This window comes from Enterococcus alishanensis, from assembly GCF_019218635.1.
Taxonomy (GTDB): Bacteria; Bacillota; Bacilli; order Lactobacillales; family Enterococcaceae; genus Enterococcus_A; species Enterococcus_A alishanensis.
The window spans coordinates 289,151-307,319 of the sequence record NZ_JAHUZB010000001.1 but is presented as its reverse complement, the minus strand read 5'-3'; the positions used below and the strand labels follow the sequence as shown (position 1 = coordinate 307,319).

General features: G+C 35.9%; 18 protein-coding genes, 1 tRNA gene and 1 other annotated feature. Of the genes, 3 read left to right on the top strand and 16 right to left on the bottom strand.

Going from position 1 to position 18,169, the window contains the following annotated elements; genetic code table 11:
* Nucleotides 1-93 precede the first annotated feature (93 nt).
* From KUA55_RS01525 to KUA55_RS01480, 10 genes are all read right to left on the bottom strand, one after another.
* A complete protein-coding gene (locus tag KUA55_RS01525) occupies nucleotides 94-1,866 on the bottom strand; it encodes a PTS mannitol transporter subunit IIBC (protein WP_218324410.1) in 1,773 nt (590 codons plus the stop codon).
* Nucleotides 1,867-2,054: 188 nt separating this feature from the next.
* On the bottom strand, nucleotides 2,055-3,836 hold the full coding sequence (locus KUA55_RS01520; RefSeq protein WP_218324409.1) for a hypothetical protein: 1,782 nt from the start codon (nucleotides 3,834-3,836) through the stop codon (nucleotides 2,055-2,057).
* A gap of 185 nt (nucleotides 3,837-4,021) precedes the next feature.
* A complete protein-coding gene (locus tag KUA55_RS01515) occupies nucleotides 4,022-4,396 on the bottom strand; it encodes a DUF956 family protein (protein ID WP_218324408.1) in 375 nt (124 codons plus the stop codon).
* A 103-nt stretch (nucleotides 4,397-4,499) separates the two neighbouring features.
* Nucleotides 4,500-5,411 (bottom strand): PTS system mannose/fructose/sorbose family transporter subunit IID, encoded by a 912-nt coding sequence (locus KUA55_RS01510; protein WP_218324407.1) that lies wholly within the window; start codon nucleotides 5,409-5,411, stop codon nucleotides 4,500-4,502.
* 21 nt (nucleotides 5,412-5,432) lie between these two features.
* Nucleotides 5,433-6,239, bottom strand: a complete 807-nt coding sequence (locus tag KUA55_RS01505) for a PTS mannose/fructose/sorbose transporter subunit IIC (protein WP_218324406.1) — start codon at nucleotides 6,237-6,239, stop codon at nucleotides 5,433-5,435.
* Nucleotides 6,240-6,266: 27 nt separating this feature from the next.
* Nucleotides 6,267-7,259: a mannose/fructose/sorbose PTS transporter subunit IIA gene (locus KUA55_RS01500; RefSeq protein WP_218324405.1), complete on the bottom strand. Its 993-nt coding sequence runs from the start codon at nucleotides 7,257-7,259 to the stop codon at nucleotides 6,267-6,269.
* A 70-nt stretch (nucleotides 7,260-7,329) separates the two neighbouring features.
* Entirely contained in the window at nucleotides 7,330-7,830 is a 501-nt protein-coding gene (locus KUA55_RS01495; RefSeq protein WP_218324404.1) for a PTS sugar transporter subunit IIB, read from the bottom strand.
* A 176-nt stretch (nucleotides 7,831-8,006) separates the two neighbouring features.
* The gene (locus KUA55_RS01490) at nucleotides 8,007-10,778 is read right to left on the bottom strand and encodes a sigma-54-dependent transcriptional regulator (RefSeq protein ID WP_218324403.1); all 2,772 of its coding nucleotides are present in this window, start codon (nucleotides 10,776-10,778) and stop codon (nucleotides 8,007-8,009) included.
* Nucleotides 10,779-10,892: 114 nt separating this feature from the next.
* Nucleotides 10,893-11,570, bottom strand: coding sequence for a TVP38/TMEM64 family protein (locus KUA55_RS01485; RefSeq protein WP_218324402.1), 678 nt, complete (start codon nucleotides 11,568-11,570; stop codon nucleotides 10,893-10,895).
* 77 nt (nucleotides 11,571-11,647) lie between these two features.
* Entirely contained in the window at nucleotides 11,648-12,403 is a 756-nt protein-coding gene (locus KUA55_RS01480) for an SDR family NAD(P)-dependent oxidoreductase (protein ID WP_218324401.1), read from the bottom strand.
* A gap of 362 nt (nucleotides 12,404-12,765) precedes the next feature.
* Here KUA55_RS01480 and KUA55_RS01475 point away from each other — a divergent pair, with 362 nt between their 5' ends.
* A complete protein-coding gene (locus KUA55_RS01475; RefSeq protein ID WP_218324400.1) occupies nucleotides 12,766-13,818 on the top strand; it encodes a zinc-binding alcohol dehydrogenase family protein in 1,053 nt (350 codons plus the stop codon).
* A 202-nt stretch (nucleotides 13,819-14,020) separates the two neighbouring features.
* Here the strand turns inward: KUA55_RS01475 and rpmA are convergent, their stop codons facing one another.
* From rpmA to rplU, 3 genes are read right to left on the bottom strand one after another with little or no spacing between them, the layout of a single operon-like run.
* On the bottom strand, nucleotides 14,021-14,314 hold the full coding sequence (rpmA, locus tag KUA55_RS01470) for a 50S ribosomal protein L27 (RefSeq protein ID WP_218324399.1): 294 nt from the start codon (nucleotides 14,312-14,314) through the stop codon (nucleotides 14,021-14,023).
* A 12-nt stretch (nucleotides 14,315-14,326) separates the two neighbouring features.
* Nucleotides 14,327-14,665 carry a ribosomal-processing cysteine protease Prp gene (locus tag KUA55_RS01465; protein WP_218324398.1) on the bottom strand — a complete coding sequence of 113 codons (339 nt, stop codon included), beginning with the start codon at nucleotides 14,663-14,665 and terminating at the stop codon, nucleotides 14,327-14,329.
* A 20-nt stretch (nucleotides 14,666-14,685) separates the two neighbouring features.
* Nucleotides 14,686-14,994, bottom strand: coding sequence for a 50S ribosomal protein L21 (gene rplU / locus KUA55_RS01460; RefSeq protein ID WP_218324397.1), 309 nt, complete (start codon nucleotides 14,992-14,994; stop codon nucleotides 14,686-14,688).
* Between the two features lie 19 nt (nucleotides 14,995-15,013).
* Nucleotides 15,014-15,084: a sequence feature (ribosomal protein L21 leader region), on the bottom strand.
* A 143-nt stretch (nucleotides 15,085-15,227) separates the two neighbouring features.
* Between rplU and KUA55_RS01455 the strand changes: the two genes are divergently transcribed.
* Both KUA55_RS01455 and KUA55_RS01450 read left to right on the top strand, forming a co-directional pair.
* Nucleotides 15,228-15,899, top strand: a complete 672-nt coding sequence (locus tag KUA55_RS01455) for an O-methyltransferase (protein ID WP_218324396.1) — start codon at nucleotides 15,228-15,230, stop codon at nucleotides 15,897-15,899.
* A gap of 76 nt (nucleotides 15,900-15,975) precedes the next feature.
* Nucleotides 15,976-16,049, top strand: a tRNA-Arg gene (locus KUA55_RS01450).
* Nucleotides 16,050-16,276: 227 nt separating this feature from the next.
* Here KUA55_RS01450 and KUA55_RS01445 read toward each other — a convergent pair.
* The 3 genes from KUA55_RS01445 to lplA form a co-directional block, all read right to left on the bottom strand.
* Nucleotides 16,277-16,480, bottom strand: coding sequence for a helix-turn-helix domain-containing protein (locus KUA55_RS01445; protein ID WP_218324395.1), 204 nt, complete (start codon nucleotides 16,478-16,480; stop codon nucleotides 16,277-16,279).
* Between the two features lie 4 nt (nucleotides 16,481-16,484).
* A complete protein-coding gene (locus tag KUA55_RS01440) occupies nucleotides 16,485-17,030 on the bottom strand; it encodes a hypothetical protein (protein ID WP_218324394.1) in 546 nt (181 codons plus the stop codon).
* Between the two features lie 125 nt (nucleotides 17,031-17,155).
* Nucleotides 17,156-18,163 carry a lipoate--protein ligase gene (gene lplA / locus KUA55_RS01435; protein ID WP_218324393.1) on the bottom strand — a complete coding sequence of 336 codons (1,008 nt, stop codon included), beginning with the start codon at nucleotides 18,161-18,163 and terminating at the stop codon, nucleotides 17,156-17,158.
* Nucleotides 18,164-18,169: the final 6 nt, after the last annotated feature.

Here is an 18,169-nt window from a genome sequence, read left to right as displayed (position 1 = left end):
TTGCTTAGCAGTTCGGCCCATCTTTATTATACAAATATTCTCAGAAAAATGTGACCTATTCATACTTAGCTTAATACGGTTCGAGTAAAAAAACTACTTGTTCACTAAATGATCAATCAATTTATCAAATTTTTCCGATGCTACTAAATCTGTCACTGAAACATGCACAGCGCTTGGTGCTTGTTGCTCAGCTGCAACTGTTTCCGCATTTAGCGTGATAATCATTGCATCAACTTCATCTTTTAAGTCAGCAATTGGAAGTACTGAAACTGGATAAGCTAAATTTTTATCTTTCAAAATTTTCTTAATAATCGTTGCTGCCATATGTGCAGAACCTTTAGTATCTTGATAAGCAACAATTAGATGAGTTACTTTGCTATAATCAGCCACGCCATCCACTACATCATCACTGACTGCTGGTGCAACTGCCGCACCAGTTTGAGCATCGTTACTTAAATTATCAACAATTTCATCATAGCGGGGTGAATTCATAAAGTTTTCGACAGATACAAAAGTTGCGCTTGGTGCTTTTTGATTTGCCCGTTCATGTAATTCTACTTGAGTTACAATCAAAGCATTTGGATCATCATTCAAATTATTGATTGCTGAGTTTGAAACTGGAATTTTCAGACCAGCTTTTTTCGCTTTATCCCGTAGGATTGAAGCTCCCATTGCTGAAGAACCCATACCCGCGTCACAAGCAAAGATAATTTTATTAACATTACCAAACATTTCTTGATTAGACTCAGTCATACTTGCATTAGAGCTTTGACCTTTAGCAGAAGCCTTAGCACTTGAAACAGCGGCTTGACTAGCGGCTAAATCGTCTTCTTCATTTTTATCTGCTTTAATAATAATACTAGCAACTAAGAAAGAAACAATTGTGGCGACCACAATCCCGGCAATATTAGCAAAATATGCTCCTCGTGGCGTCATCGCTAAGACAGCCAATATCGAACCTGGTGAAGCTGCTGCTTGTAACCCAGCACCTAGTACTGAAAATACAAAGGTTCCTGATACACCACCAGCGATTACAGCTAAGAACAATAGCGGTTTCATCATTACGTAAGGGAAGTAAATTTCATGAATCCCACCAAGGAATTGAATAATGATTGCACCTGGTGCAGAAGATTTCGCAGCACCTTTACCAAAAATAGTGAAGGCTAACAATACACCTAAACCTGGTCCAGGGTTTGTTTCTAATAAGAATAAAATCGATTTACCAGTTGCAGCTGCTTGTTCAGCTCCTAATGGTGTTAAAATTCCGTGGTTAATCGCATTGTTTAAGAATAAAATTTTCGCAGGCTCAATTAAGACATTCGCTAATGGCAATAGATGCATATTAATAATTGCTTCTACACCTTTACCCATTAATTCAGTTAAGTAACTTACAATTGGTCCAATCCCATAATTCCCTAAAATCGCTAAACCAAAACCAAGTAAACCAGCTGAAAAGTTGTTTACTAACATTTCAAAACCAGCTTTAATCTTGTCAGCAAAAATATCATCAAATTTCTTAATCACCCAACCGCCTAAAGGACCCATAATCATAGCTCCAATAAACATCGGTACATCTGAACCAACAATCACACCCATTGTTGCAATAGCACCCACGACTGCTCCCCGTTGACCATGAATTAAGTTACCTCCACTGTAACCGATTAATAATGGCAATAAATAAGTCAACATCGGACTAATCATCAATGCTAAATGTGCATTTGGTGTCCAACCAGTTTCCAAGAAGAAAGCTGTCAGTACCCCCCACGCGATAAATGCACCGATATTTGGCATGACCATACTTGAAAGACTACTACCTAACTTTTGGACTTTCGCTTTAATCCCCGTTTTCGGACGAGTATTTTCCATTTTCGTTTCCTCCTTCAAAAAAGTAATTTTTCTATACTTGTATTGTAATCGCCTCCAATTGTTTCAGCAATTAATAGTAGCTACAGCTTTGGCACAGAACTTTGTGCCATTATTTTTATTTATAAAAAAATCCTTCTCTTCAACTCTATAAATAAAGTCAGAAGAAAAGGATTCCTAATTTTGAGAAGTTATTTCTTGATTTTTTTACGATTAAATAATTTAACAAAATGAAGGCCACTAAAGACTGCTATAAATTGCATAATTGAAACACCTACACCTGTATAGACACGCATAAAATATTGTCGGATTTGAGCAGTTTCTCCAAAAGAACAAAACCAAGCAACCCCAAAAAGAAAAACGATATACGTCAAACCTAGACCAACCGTAATCAACAAGTGATCACGATAAAAAATTTGCTGCTTCTTTGAAAAAATACTACCCAATACCATCAAACCTAAGCCAAATATGGAAATTATTATAATAGGTATCTTAATGAGATTAGCCACTAGAATCAAACGATTTGCTACTCTACCCGTCAAAGCAATCGGTGGGCTGATAGGCTCACTTTCTGCTGATTGCCAACGACCTGAAAAAGAATGATCCAAGATTTTTTCAGCAATTTTTCGATCTTTCTTGCTGGAATATAGAATATTTCTACCCTGTTCATAGCTACCATAATCTAAATTTTCGCCAATCGCAACGCCCATTAAATTAAAAACACCTGGAAAATCCTTGAATATTTTCCCATCTCCGCTTTTAGTTAAATAAAATTCTTTTTTAGTCGTAATTTTTTGCTCTCGATAAGCTTCACTTAGTTCATGATTTATTTTCTTTAATAAATTATCGGTCTGCTCAGCGTTATTATTGTAATAACCTCGTTGTTTTAGTGCCTCACGAAATCCCCAGAAGAAATAATCACCAGATACTTGTTTATCAGCAGTCGCCCAAACACTATCAGTAAAGATCCAATTGGTATTCACTTTCATCTTCTGTAAAGTTGGTGAAACTTGCTCTGCTTTTTTTACCGCCTGCCGCGTAATCCAAATCTTATTATCTTTTTGATTTAAATCTGTACCATCATCCAATCGAATCAGATAACTCATCAAAGTCACAAATTCGCCGTCACTGCGGTCATTAACCATTGCTACACCATAATGCTGGTCATTTATCGCCACCAATATTTTAGTTGTAACTAAAATCGAAATAAATGGCAGTGCGCAGACCAAAATTTTAGGTAGAATTTTCGTGATAAAAGATTTAGCTATTTTTCGTCTCATAACATCGATAACCGGTTGTTGTTTTTGTTGAGTCAATATCAACTGAACAATTGCAAAAAAAAGACCCCCGGCAACAAAAGGAAAAATCCAGATACTATCTTCTCGCAAATACCAAAAAAAAGGTAAAGCAACCACTAAACCACTCATCCAAAGAGCAAACTTTTTAATGCTCCCATCGCGTCTTAAATAAATACCGATCGTACAAGCTATAATAATGACGGCTACTGGCACCACCAACGCATTTCGGTAAATTCGCGTACTATACTCATCCATAAAAGTAATTGGCGAATACAAGAAAAAAATAAATATGCCACTAAAAAATAATTGACTCTTAACAATGGGTTTGAAACATTGAGCTGCCAGAAAAGCGGCAAAAATCTGTAACAATCCAAAACTCAAACTATATGGAAGATGAAGTTTATAACTGCCAGCTAAAAAAAGCGCGTAGGAAATACCTTTTGACAAGGTTGTCGCATTGTAATCACCCAGCCAATTACCGGAAATCAATTCATCTGCTAAATGAATATAATGACCATCATCATATGAACCGTAAAGATTCGCAAAATAATCAGCATTAAGATATAAGCCTAAGCGTAAAACTACCAGTAGTAGCAAAACGATAAAGAAAAAAAGATTCTTTTTTGATTTAAATTTTTCAAAGCTTACCTTTTTTCCCCAATCAACTACATTCATGCTAGTACTCCTATCATTCAAATAATAAAATAAGTCATTAATCTTTCTTCTAAACCAAATATTTCATTTTCATTACAAAACTGTAACAAAATTTTACATCAAAGAATTACAAACTGCAAGATAATTTTAAAAAAAGGACTAGAGTTTCAGCAAAGATTGCTAAAGACTGTAGTCCTACTTAAACATTATTTTCTTTGAAATTTCCCTCTTAATCCTCGTGTAATTACTTGAGTAAAGCTAAGAGAGCGTACCATGTGACTTGGATCAACGTATTCACGAATTGCCCGTAAGGTCTTCTTAGGATCTTTAGATGAAAAACTATATGTACCATTTCGTTTTGTTTTTACTGCAAAACGCGGAATCCATTTTCCTTTAAACATTACTGATGCAATAATTTGATCGACTTCTTCCCACGGAATTTGGATAAATTTTTTGGCATCACGATCATTGAAAAATTCAAAACCTTTGTCACCGATCATGATTTTGCCATAATCAGACATTCCCAAATAAGAAGTACCATCAATTACTAAGTCAACTTTGGTGTTGATTGATTGAACCATTTTATGATCCTCCTTTGCTACTTCGTTCATTATACGAGTTTTTGTTTATTAATAAAAGAAGCTGGGACAAAAATTTGTCCCAGCTGACTAAGAATTTTTGTGATTACATAACACCTAAAACGTGTAAGCCAACACCTACTACGAATAATCCCAAAATAATGATAATTGGAGAAACTTTTTTCTTCAATAACCACATACATAAGAAAGTAAGTAGTAACGCAGCCAGACCAGGAATTAATTGATCTAAGTTATCTTGCAAAGTAGTTACTTTAGTAGCTGATAATGATAGACCTGAAGCTTGATCTTGTAATGCTTGTTGAATACCTTTTGCACCACTTGGTAAGCTATTCCAATCAATATAAGCGCCTTTATCAAGTTTTACTTCAGAAACAACTGGTGTGAACTTAACATTTACCCAACGTTGAACCAAAGCTCCTAGTACGAACATCCCAAGAATTGATGCACCTTTAGTTACATCTTGTAATAAACCACCAGATAAGTCATCAGTGATAGCAGACCCAGCACGATAGCCGAATTCTTGTGTGTACCACATAAATGCCCAACGAATAATATTCCAAGCAACGAAGAAAATAATTGGACCTAAAATGTTCCCTGTCAAAGCTAGAGAAGCTCCTAGGGCACCTAAAATTGGACGAACTGTAAACCAGAAGACTGGGTCACCAACACCGGCCAAAGGACCCATCATACCAACTTTTACCCCTTGAATAGTTACATCATCAACAGGAGCACCATTGGCACGCTCTTCTTCAAGGGCTAAAGTAACCCCTAAGATTGGTGAAGCGATATATGGGTGAGTATTAAAGAATTCTAAGTGACGTTTTAATGCCGCTGAGCGATCTTCTTTAGTTGTATATAATTTTTTAAGCGCTGGGATCATTGCAAATGCCCAACCACCATTTTGCATCCGTTCATAGTTCCAAGAACCTTGAAGGAACGTTGAGCGCCATGCAACAGATAAACGATCTTTTTTAGTTAATGAGATTTTTTCTGCCATTTTATTTCTCCTCCTTCAAGATTAATAGTCATTCAAGATATCGCCAAGTGGGTCACCAGTATTTGATGATCCGCCACCACCATTTGAACCGCCGCCTGATTTAGACAAGTTCAAGTAGATTAAAGCGAAAGCAACAGCGATAACACCTAGTGCGATCAAAGTTAATTGTGAAATAGCAGCCAATGCAAAACCAATTGCAAAGAATGGCCATACTTCACGAGTTGCCATCATGTTAATAACCATTGCATAACCAACGGCTACTACCATACCACCACCAATTGCCATACCATCTGTTAACCAAGCAGGCATTGATTCTAAGAAACCACGAACAGTGTCTGCAGGAATAACTAATAAGGCAGCTGCAGGGATAGCAATCCGTAAACCTTGCATACAGATAGCGATAATATGCCATAATTCAACTTTTCTAAAGTTTCCTTCTTCAGCGGCACCATCCATAATGTGAACGATTGGCACAGCTAAAGTACGAGCGATCATAGTTAAGAATAAACCAGCAACAGCTAAAGGAACCGCTACTGCAATCGCAGAAGAAACACCTTTAACGCCTTGTCCCCCTAAAACTAAAATAATTGCAGAAGCGATTGATGCCAATGCAGCATCGGGTGCTACGGCAGCTCCGATATTTGCCCAACCTAAAGCGATCATTTGTAAAGATCCACCTAGGATAATGCCGGCAGTTAAGTTACCAGTTACTAAACCAATTAATGTACATGCTACTAGCGGTTGATGGAATTGGAATTCATCCAAGATACCTTCCATACCAGCTAGAAAAGCTACAAGAACGACTAATATCATTGAGATAACAGACATTTTATAAACCCTCCTATTTTTTTCTTTTTATTTAGCGTTTTTTAATTCATTTTTAGCTTTGTTAAGTAATTCATCAAAGTTAGCTCTTGAATCATTTGGCACTTTACGAACATCAAAAGTGATGCCGTCAGCTTTCAATTTTTCAAAAGTATCCACGTCATCTTGACCCATTGATAATACTTTACTTACAACAACTTTCCCAACAGAATGTGCCATTGAACCAACATTGATTTCTTTAATGTCAACGCCGCCTTCAATTGCACGTAAAACATCTTGTGGATTTTCAAAAAGTAACAACGCTTTTGTATTTCCAAAACGAGGGTCTTTTGAAATTTCAATCATTTTTTCTACTGGAATAACGTTAGCTTTAACTCCTGGAGGTGCAGCTTGTTCGATTAATTTTTTACGTAAATCATCTTTAGCCACAGCATCAGAGACCACGATGATCCGGTTTGGTCCAGTTGTTTTTGTCCATGCAGTCGCAACTTGTCCGTGTAACAAACGAGAGTCAACACGTGCTAATACGAATTTGATATGACCATCACCTAATACAGTTCCTTCTGGAATAGATCCAGCTGGTTGACTTGCTTCAGGCATTGCAGCTGCTGCTTCAACTGGTTGTAATTCTTCAGGTTTTACTCTCACGCCTTCTTTAGCTGTTTCAATAATGTGAGCTGCAATTTCTTGTGCAGATTCCATTGTGAAACGTGAAGAGAAAGCTTCAATCACCATTGGCAAGTTCATGCCGGCAACGATTGCCCATGTGTCTTTGTGTTCTTCAAACAAACTATTGGCTTGGTTGAACGGTGTACCACCCCAAAGATCGACTAGAAATAACACTTCATCTTGGTTTTCGAAAGAGGCTACAGCTTCTTCCATTTTTTGCTTAACGTCATCTGGACCTTCACTTGGCATCAATGTCACTGCTTTGACATTTTCTTGTTCTCCGAAAATCATCGTGCCGGACTGTAAAATACCGTTAGCGAATTCCCCATGACTAGCAAGGATAATTCCTACCATCTTTATACCTCCTACTTTTATTGTTACAGTGCAATAATATAAATAAGTTCTAAAAAACCTGTAACCAAAATTAATTCAGCATCTTTTCTTTTTGCATTAATGAAATTAAATTGTTCTTACGATCGTTAGGAACTTGTCTTATTTCTAATTCGATGCCCGACTGATGTAACTGTTCAAAATCTGCTACATCCTCTCCGTCAACTGAAATAAAGTTCGTAATCATTTTTTTACCTGGAGAAAAACGCATACCACCAATATTTACTGAATCTAATTTCACTCCAGCATTTACGATCGCTAAAACATCCTTCGGCGTAGCAAACAATAGCATGACTTTCATTCCATCAAACAATTGATCGTGATAAACCTCCACCAACTTTTTCTTAGTGACAACATTTGACTTAATTCCTGGCGGCGCTGCTTGTTTTAATAAAAATTTCCGCAACTCATCTTTAGCAACATCATCGCTCACAACTAAAATCCGTTCTATTCCAGTTGCCTTTGACCAAACTGTTGCTACCTGCCCATGAATTAGCCGGTCATCGATTCTGGCAAGTTTAATATCCATTACCATTCGATCACCTCCTACAGAAAACTACAAAAAGATACTAGAACACAGTATTATAGTGTTCATTTATATATAAGCAAGAAGCGTGCCAAAATACACTACTGATTTATCATTGATTTTAAAGCATTTATAAAAAGATACACAAAAAGGATACAGAATACTGTATCCTTTTTGTGTATCTTTTATTGTATTGTTTCTTGCTTATTTTGTAATAATTGATTAATATAGTACCTTTCTGAATTAGGAATTGTAACGTTTAATTGATTTTCTAAATCATTTAAAGCATTATTCATTTTTTGATTATTATTATTTGCTTCAAAATTAGCTAATTCTTGTTGATCAATCATTAAGGGTTCATTTAAAATACTTCGTTCGATTGTTCCTGACATATGCATAACAAAATTCACCATCAATGCATAGTCTTTTGATTCCTTTTGATTTCCGATGATTCTTTCAGCTAATTGCCAAAGTGGAGCCAACATTTTTTTAGGATTAATAAAAGTAAAACTTTCTTCCATAAATTTCAAGCATAAATCTTTGGCGCTTGTTGCAGTCAACACCACATCTTTTTGTTCTGATAGATCATTTTCCAAAAGGAGTTCGTCTAACACTTGGTTTGTTTCTTGGTTTAAAATTCTTTCCATTGGAATATAAGGTGCACTTATTTTGGGATCTAAAATCCCGGTTGTGGCAATAATTTGATATTTCTCTTGAAAATCAGCAATTTTCTCTTTCATATCTGTTACAGCTAATGTTTTAACTGAAATATGGTCTAATTTTCTTTGTTTTAATGGTCGCTCAATAATCTCTTTAAGCCGTTGCGCGGTGCCTTCACCTGATGCACATATAGCTAAAATAATTTTTTCTACCTGAGTTTTTGCGACTTTTTTCTTTTCTACTCGGCCGTAACCTCTAAATTCACCTAATGATTGAAATAAATCCTCTAATCCTGAACCTAATACACTAGATTTTCGCGTTGCTTCCATCAATAAAGGTGTCGTTACCATATCTAAAGTTTTAACTGAAATACCGGTGTCGGCTTTAATTTCTTCATTAAAAGTAGCTAACGATCCCATGTCTACCATAATTAAAACACCGCTACCTTCATTAACCGAAATAACTGCTTCGCGGATTTTTTCGTAAGCTACTCTTGGATGCATATCCAACGGCATATCAACCGCTTGAATATGATTTACCTCCAATAATTCTTTTACTACATTCACCATTGAAGTAGCGGTACTGTTTCCGTGTGCAGCTACTACAACGCCGATTTTGCCATTTGGTTGATCGTCTCGTAAAGAAACTAGTAAGACAGTTAAATAATAATCTTCACTTTCTGGAATCACTACTTGAAATTCTTCTTCTACTAAATGGCGAATTTCTTGCGCCACAACAAATTCTTGAGGATAATCATTAGCCATTTCACGAATATTAACATTTGTTTCCCGTGTTTCACCTACATTTATTTTCTTTAAAAAAGAAGAAATGTGTAAACTCATAGCATAGATAAAATTCTGTTGAAAATAGGTTTGCAATCTCTCACTCACAAGACTGGCAATTCGGTTACTTAAATCAATAATTTGTTTATCAACGAATTCATTTAAACGGCTCTCTGTATCAAATGAAAAACCGTGATCTTTATAAAATGATTTTAAGTGAACATTGATATCTGTAGAAATAAAATGATTGATGGTTTCTTGATCTAGTCCTTCGGTTTTCAACAAAGCAGCTTTATCACCAATAATATCGTATAAATTATAAGGTAACTCATAAGTATCTGTACGAATTAATTCATTCATTTCATCTGGAGTAACCACCATCTCTGGTTCTAGATACGGAGAAATATCAGAGGTTTTGACCCGATCCGCAGATAATTGAACCAAGCCGCTTTTTACTCCTTCAGTTAAATCATTGATTGTGATTTGAATAACCTCTTGAGACATATGATTCATAAAACCACGGGCACATATCAATTGAACATTTGATTTTAATTGTCCAACATTTCCATAAGAGACACTGCCTAACAGCGCCTTAATTACATCTTCTGTCAATGTAATCTTACGTTGAATCCGATTGGCCTCCATCGCCACCATCACTCGAACCAAATCTAATTGTTCTACGACTGGTCGATGATTAAATGATGGCATTTGAATATTGATAGGAATTCGCCGCACAAAAGTATCCAATAAAGCTGAATGTGGATCTTCTGTCGTCGCACCCACAATTCGTACATCAGCAAAATGAGTTTTTCCTGTTTCTCCTAAACGATTATAGCTACCGTGATCCATGAAATAAAAAATCATTTCTTGACCCTCTGGCGGTAAACGATGAATCTCATCTAGAAACAGCATTCCGCCATCTGCTTGCTGAATCAATCCTTCACGATCAGTTTCCGCTCCAGTAAAAGCTCCTTTTACGTATCCAAAAAGATGACTCATTAAAAGCTCTGGATTGTTGGCGTAGTCGGCACAGTTAAAAACAATTAGCTCTCTATCTTGATCGACAATCTGATTGGTTTGAGCAAACTGGAACATGGCATGAGCAAAAAAAGTTTTCCCTGAACCTGTCGGACCAGTAATCAAACAATTCAAGCCTTTAGGTGGATATAAAATTGCCGCTTTTGCTTGTTCTACCGCATTTTTCATACTGCCAGTTGTACCGATTATTCTAGCAAACACATCGGTTGCTTGATTGGGATAACTGATGTTTTCTTGTGATTTTGTTGGTGTTGATGGAGAAGTTAGCGTCTGTGCCAGGATTGTCTGGTTCCGATCAGTCGCAAAATATTGGACTGGTCGACCTTCACTTTTTTTTAGTTGACCATTTTTTACTAAAAGATTTAAATCCTTACTTGCATTAGATCGCTGAATATTTAATGTTTCAGCTATTTCAACTGTTGTTATCCCAGATTGTTGATAAACCAGTTGATAAATTCGCTCAATTCGTCTTTTCACTCTTCATCCCACCTTAGTGTATTGCTTTATCCTTAATTGTCTATATTTTTTAAAAAATGTCAAATAAATAACTTTAAAAAAGATACACTAAACTAATAAATAAACCAGCTAGTCTTATTTTTCTAGCTGGTGCTGATGTTTGTTTTTGATAAATCGGACAAGTAAAACTAATACGATAACACTTGCAACTAAGATTATTGCAGTTTTTGTATCTCCATGGAACAATGCTTCACCGCCAAATGCGTACAAAATAGAAGATGGTAAAACACCGATTAACACAGATAAAAAAATTTCTTTTAGTGGCAACCGCAATGTATCAGCGGTAACGTTGACAATAAATGATGGAATTACGGGGACCATATAAGCCAGCATGATTCCAATTTTAGGATGCTTCATTTGCGAAATACGTTTCACCCATTGATTGTCCTTATGTTCATGGGACATAATCTTTAAACGTTTCAATACAGTCATCGATAATAAATTGCCCCCCGCATTGCCAGCAATATTCATTAAGCTACCTATTAAAGGACCGTAACAGACACCGATTAAAATCCCGATCACAGAAGTTGGCAGCCCTGGTAAAGCACACATCAAAACAGTTAAAGCGATTAACAATCCAGCTGTCCGTATTCCGTGAGAACGAACCTCTTTTAACAATAGCTCACGGCTGGCTTTAGGATCTAACAACAAAGAAATATCTTTATGAAATTCTAAATACAATCGGTAGAGAACAATACCAATTAAAATGATTCCTAAAATAATTAAGATTTTCCGAAGTCTTGCTTTATCCATAATTCACCCGTTTATTTTTATTATAGCAAAAAAAGCCTTTTCAAGTCTGTTTGAAAAGGCTAATTAATTATTTTAGTTTAAACTGCTGTCCAACCGCCATCAACAAATAGGATATCTCCAGTAACATAAGAAGATTCATCTGCTGCTAAGAAAACAACTGCTGAATCTAATTCACCATTTTTCCCAGGACGTCCCATTGGAGTACGACGAGTAATGAATTCATCCATAGAATCCATCGCGGAATCATCATTCATTTCGGAAGCAAAAAATCCTGGACACAGCGCATTAACAGTAACACCTTTTTGGGCCCACTCAGCAGCCGCACCTCGAGTAAAATTAATTACGCCACCTTTTGAAGCATGGTAAGGAATCACTGGCAATTCAGGCAATCCACCTTGACCTAAAATTGAAGCAATATTAATGACCCGGCCGTAACCTTTTTCAATCATGGAAGCACCAAATGCTCGTGTCACATAAAAAACACTATCTAAATCAAGCTTCATTAGATTATTCCATGTTTCATCAGTCATTTCAGTTAAAGGCGCTACTGCACCGCCACCAGCATTGTTCACTAAAATATCTACTTTGCCAAACTCAGCCAACACTTTATCCCGTGCTTCATTGACGATTTCAGAATTCGTTACATCACAAGCCACCGGAAGACATTTCACACCTAATGACCGGATCTCTTTAGCAACTTCTTCTAATTTTTCCACTCGGCGAGCTAAAATGGCAATATCTGCACCTTGTTTAGCCAACGCTAAAGATAATTGACGGCCCAAACCTGCTGAAGCTCCTGTAACTACTGCCACCCGTCCTGTTAAATCAAACATACTTATTCGCTCCTTTTATAATATTTTATTATATTATTTTAACAGATATTGTTCGATTTTTCACAATGCTTTTTAGGTTAATTATAAGTTTTTATTTTTATCACATCCAACATCAATAAATCTTTTACTTATAAAATAGCTGATACATAAATGATAAATTTTTAAAAAGAACGTAGTTTAGAATTTTTCCACTCCCATTTTTAAGCCAAACATTCTCGAAAAACATGAGTTTACGAAAAAAATGTTCAGTAGAATCAACTTCACAAATTATTTCTAACTCAATAGATTAAGCTAAATCTTTCCCAAACAGCTACTTTTGTCTCATAATAGAAAACGATACAGGGAAAAAAGGAGGAGCACATATGTCAGACAATAAATTTATGCATGCAGTTGGTTTTTTCGAAGGATTACCAATTGATGACCCACAAAGTTTTATCGATGAAAAAAAGGGAATTCCTGAACCTAATCCCACTGATGTATTAGTAAAAGTAAAGGCTGTTTCGATTAATCCAGTCGATACAAAATTACGACAAGATGCAGCAAAAAACAACGCATTGAAAGTTTTAGGCTTTGATGGTGTGGGAGAAGTTGTTGCCAAAGGTTCTCAAGCAACAAAATTCAAAGTTGGTGACCGCATTTTTTATGCTGGTACAACAACACGCGCAGGTAGTAATCAAGAGTTTCAATTAGTGGATGAAAAAATTGCCGCATTGGCTCCAAAACACCTCTCAGATGAAGAAGCAGCAGCATTGCCATTAACTTCTCTAACTGCTTTTGAATTACTATTTGAAAAATTTGGATTGATTCCAAAAGAAAATGCCAACCAAGGAAAGAAAATTCTTGTTGTCAATGGTGCTGGCGGTGTGGGTTCTATTTTAAATCAATTAGCCAAATGGGCTGGACTTGAAGTTTTTGCGACTGCTAGTCCTAAAAACTTTGAATGGCTTGAATCAGTTGGTGTAGATCATCCCATCGATTACCACGAAGACTTGAAGCAAAGTCTGCACGATTTAGGTACCCATGAAGTAGATTACATTGCTGTCCTATTCGATATTACTCGTTATTTAGATCAAATCAAATATTTGATTAAACCATTTGGTCATGTGAGTACAATTGTTGGTGTACATGAACCTTTAGATTTAAGCGTCTGGAAAAACTTATCTGTCAGCTTTGACTGGGAGTATATGTTTGCCAAAACAGACCACAATTACCTCATCGAAACCCAAGGTGAAACTTTAGCTTTAATTGCTAATTTAGCTGAAAAAGGTGTTTTAAAAACTACTTTGAGCAAAGTTTATTCTGATGGGATTAACGCTAAAAACCTGAAATTAGCTACCAAAGATGTAGAGGCTGGGCATATGTTAGGCAAAGTCGTTGTAAGTGGCAAATTTAACGGTGATATTGACACGTTCTAGATAAAAAAGAGCTAACAATCTCAATTTAAGAGATTGTTAGCTCTTTTCGTTTTTTCTACATAGCTGTCAGTCCACCATCTTGTCGGATACATTCTCCAGTAATATGACCAGCCTGTTTTCCATATTTTTGATTTAAAACCTATTTTGGATAAATAAAAAAGCTCTATTCCCTTATTGAAAAAGGAACAGAGCTTTTAATAAATTAAGCTTCTTGAGCTACCGGATAAACCGATACTTGTTTTTTGTCGCGACCTTTACGTTCGAAACGTACAACGCCGTCAACTTTAGCGTATAAAGTATCATCGCCACCGCGACCTACGTTTGCGCCTGGATAGATTCTAGTACCACGTTGGCGGTAAAGAATAGATCCACCTGAAACTGTTTGACCGTCAGCACGTTTAGCACCTAAACGTTTTGATTCTGAATCACGACCGTTAGAAGTTGAACCGCCACCTTTTTTGTGGGCGAATAATTGTAAATTCATTTTCATCAACATAAGATTTACCTCCTATAAATTAGTTTGTAACTGAATGGCTTGTTCATTCTCTGCTTCAATTGCCTGTAAACCTAATAACAAATTTTCTAATAAAATTTGTGAGATATTTACTTGTTCTTGGGTCAAACCAGAAAGGATTTCAACATAAAGGTAACCACCTTCATCTTCATCCACATCAACGATTGGCTCATAGCCAGCTAAGGCATCCAAACCATTGACTGTACTGATTGCTAAAGCGCTGACCGCCGCACAAACAATATCGTGACCATATTCACCCGATTGGGCGTGTCCGGACAATTCAAATGAAACAATGACTCCAGCTTGATTTCTTGTAAATGCACCTTTAATCATTTAGGCACCTGCTTTTTTAATTAAGCTTTGATTGCGTCAATAACAACTTTTGTGTAAGGTTGACGATGACCTTGTTTGCGGTGAGAATGTTTTTTAGGTTTGTATTTAAACGTAACAACTTTCTTTTGTTTGCCATGTTTTTCTACAGTTCCTTCAACACTTGCACCATCAACGATTGGCGCACCTACTTTAGTAGTTTCTCCGCCAACTAAAACAACTTCGTCAAAGACAACTTTTTCTCCAGCTTCAACATCTAATTTTTCGATGTAGATTGCTTGGCCTTCTTCAACTTTGATTTGTTTGCCGCCAGTTTTAATAATTGCGTACATGCTTGTGGCACCTCCTTAAATTTATACTTAGACTCGCCATCCCAAGTGGCCGTAGCACTTAATACTTGTTCTGCGCGGTTGTAGCTGTGAGTTCCACAATTACAACATTACAAGTTTACTAAATGTCGTCACGAAAGTCAATCATGAAAATTTCATTTTAATAGTCGGTAAAATTGACGGACGGACTTTTTTTTCTTACTATTAAAGAAATCTTGATTAAAAAGGAAGATATGATGTTAAACGAAATGATGCACCGCCCAATTATAAATCCTGATATTTTAAATTATTTAAGAGACAATCAGCGACAACTTGATGGAAAGCTAGCCGATTTAGAAAATTATGCCCATGAAAAAGGGGTGCCCGTTATTCCCCATGAAACTGTTGTCTTTTTAAAATTTTTATTGCAGCAAAAACAACCGAAAGATATTTTAGAGATTGGTACAGCTATCGGTTTTTCTGCCAGCTTAATGGCGGAAACTGTTCCCGAAGCTAAAGTTACCACTATTGATCGCTTTGAAATCATGATCAATCAAGCCAAAGAAACATTTGAAAAAATGAATTTGACTGATCGTGTGACTTTATTAGAAGGCGACGCAGCCGATGTATTAAAAACGCTGGATGGTCCTTATGATTTTATCTTTATGGACAGCGCCAAAGCCAAATACATTACTTTTTTACCAGAATGTTTGCGGTTATTAAGTGACACAGGCATTTTAATGGTAGATGATATTTTTCAAGCCGGCACTGTTTTACAACCGATTGAAGAAATTCCTCGAAAAAACCGTTCAATTCATCGGCACTTAAACGAATTTTTAAAAGAAGTCAATGAATCTCCAGAATTAAATGCTACCTTACTACCATTAGGTGATGGTGTTGCCTTGATTTCGAAAAATATAGCAAAATAACCCTTGCTCTATTTTTTACTATCTGATAAAATCAATGATGTTGAAATTTTCAATTTAATTGATTTTTTCCGATACTGTGCCAGTAGCTCAGCCGGATAGAGCATCCGCCTTCTAAGCGGACGGTCGGGGGTTCGAATCCCTCCTGGCACGTATTTGAAGATTTATCTATTTTAAAAAAAATGTTGGTTGATTGTGAAATTGACCAACATTTTTTTTATTTGCCCCACTCACCTATAACAAATTAAGATCCTTCTCCAGCAACTACTTTTTCAAATTGTAGCTTAATCCAAAGTTGAGATAAGTTAAACAATTGTAAAACGAAAAAAGCTATTTATCCCCGTAAAATACTGAAAATAAATAGCTTTATAAAAATAATTTTATTCTCTTATCCATTCAACAATTTCCCCAGGTTGACAATCCAAAACTTCGCATATTTTTTCCAATGTATTAAAACGAATTCCTTTAGCCTTTCCTGTTTTTAAAATAGACAAATTGGCTGGCGTAATACCGATTTTTTCTGCCAATTCTTTGGAAGTGACACCCTTTTCTAACATGATTCGATCTAAATTTATTTTAATCATAGGCTCACACAATCTCTTCGTTTTCTTGACGAATTCGAGAGCCTTCCTTAAAGACGATATATAAAGTGTAAATTCCTGCCAATTGGAAAACTGAATTAATCAGATTTTCCCAGAATGATGGAATGCTTGTCGAAATTATTTGACCACCTAAAAAATGAAGCATCGTTTCAATTAAAAAGGTCATGACAATTAGCATAAGATATCGAAATAGAATACGCTTAATCGATAAAATACTATTATCTGAAAAAGGTTTGCCATCATTGATATTCTCTAACAAATGCCGGAAACTACCTGCTAAAAGAAATTGGGTTATACACAATAAAATAAATGCTAACACAAAAAAGACTGTTAAAATCAACTCGTTTATTGGACTATAGCTTTTTCCTCCAAAATCCACTCCCACCAACACTAGACTGTCTCCCGTTACTTCGGGAAGCCCTTGAAATGGTATTGAAAAAAGTTGAATTAAAAAATGAAAAATGCTAAGCCCCATAGCCAATTGCATCACAAAGAACACCATCGTCAAAATAAAAATCGTCACCTTTTTCATTTTTGCCACTTCCTTATCCCTTTAATATAATTATTGTAAAACGATATCAAATTATTGTCAAACAATATTTCGATATTGTTTTAGAATAATAAAAAAAGTGGACAAAATATTGTCCACTCTAACTTTTAAGCAATTAATTCTAGTAAATCTTCTTTCGTAATATTCCCAAAGTAATGTCCAACATCGATTGTATCAATCACTTCTTTCAAAGCTTCTTTACTATATTTAGTGCCGACCAGTTTATCTTCGACGTCTTTGATTTCTCCTAAACCGAAAAAGTCTCCAAAGATTTTAGCTTCTTTGATTTCACCATCGGCAACATTCAAACGAATTTCAACGGAGCCAATTGGGAAACGTTTTTGACGTTCTAAGTTAAATTCTGGTGAACGGCCATAATTCCAATCCCAGTTACGATAGTATTCGTCTGAAATTTGATTGATTTTTTTCCAATCATCCTTAGTTAATTCATAAGTGTTGATTTGGTCAACATGATCAACCCCAAAAATTTGTAACAGAATGGCTTGACGGAAATCTTCAGTCGACATATTTTGATTTTCTTCAGGTAAAAATGGTTTGACGTTAGTTACCCGAGAACGAATTGATTTAATTCCTTTAGATTCAATCTTATCTTTTTTTACTTTTAGCGCGTTAACGACTTCATTAATATCAGAATCAAACATGATTGTTCCGTGGGCAAACATGCGACCATTTGTTGAATACATCGCGTTACCTGAGAATTTTTGATCATCAATCACTAGATCATTACGGCCTTTTAAATGAGCCCCTTGAATTCCAAGATTGTGTAGTGCTTCCACGATAGGTTCTGTTAATTTTTTGAAGTCTCGGAAAGAATTGCCATCATCTGGCATAATAAAACTGAAATTCAAATTTCCATAGTCATGATAAACGGCGCCACCACCAGATAATCGACGGACAACAATAATGCCATTTTCATCCACATAATCTTGATTAATTTCTTCAATCGTATTTTGATTGCGACCAATAATAATCGACGGTTGATTGATATAAAATAATAAAATAGGTTCCGTCAAAGGCATATTTTTTAATAAATAAGTTTCAATCGCTAAGTTAACTCGTGGATCTCTTTCTTGATCATTTGGTACATAAAGCATCATTTC